General features: G+C 53.6%; 1 protein-coding gene. It reads left to right on the top strand.

Going from position 1 to position 914, the window contains the following annotated elements; all coding sequences use genetic code 11:
• On the top strand, positions 1 to 914 hold a 914-nt coding region (gene tuf / locus RYZ59_RS24535), incomplete at both ends, for an elongation factor Tu (protein WP_318051108.1).

Consider the following 914-nt stretch of genomic DNA (forward strand, 5'->3'; position numbering starts at 1 on the left):
CACGTAGACTGCCCGGGCCACGCCGACTATGTTAAAAACATGATCACCGGTGCTGCGCAGATGGACGGCGCGATCCTGGTTGTTGCTGCGACTGACGGCCCGATGCCGCAGACTCGTGAGCACATCCTGCTGGGTCGTCAGGTAGGCGTTCCGTACATCATCGTGTTCCTGAACAAATGCGACATGGTTGATGACGAAGAGCTGCTGGAACTGGTAGAAATGGAAGTTCGTGAACTTCTGTCTCAGTACGATTTCCCGGGCGACGACACTCCGATCGTTCGTGGTTCTGCTCTGAAAGCGCTGGAAGGCGAAGCAGAGTGGGAAGCGAAAATCATCGAACTGGCTGGCTTCCTGGATTCTTACATCCCAGAACCAGAGCGTGCGATTGACAAGCCGTTCCTGCTGCCTATCGAAGACGTATTCTCCATCTCCGGTCGTGGTACCGTTGTTACCGGTCGTGTAGAGCGCGGTATCATCAAAGTTGGTGAAGAAGTTGAAATCGTTGGTATCAAAGAGACTGCTAAGTCTACCTGTACTGGCGTTGAAATGTTCCGCAAACTGCTGGACGAAGGCCGTGCTGGTGAGAACGTTGGTGTTCTGCTGCGTGGTATCAAACGTGAAGAAATCGAACGTGGTCAGGTACTGGCTAAGCCAGGCTCTATCAAGCCGCACACCAAGTTCGAATCTGAAGTGTACATCCTGTCCAAAGACGAAGGCGGCCGTCATACTCCGTTCTTCAAAGGCTACCGTCCGCAGTTCTACTTCCGTACTACTGACGTGACTGGTACCATCGAACTGCCAGAAGGCGTTGAGATGGTAATGCCGGGCGACAACATCAAAATGGTTGTTACCCTGATCCACCCGATCGCGATGGACGACGGTCTGCGTTTCGCAATCCGTGAAGGCGGCCGTAC

It is taken from the genome of Citrobacter sp. HN-141 (genome assembly GCF_033341895.1).
Taxonomy (GTDB): domain Bacteria; phylum Pseudomonadota; class Gammaproteobacteria; order Enterobacterales; family Enterobacteriaceae; genus Citrobacter.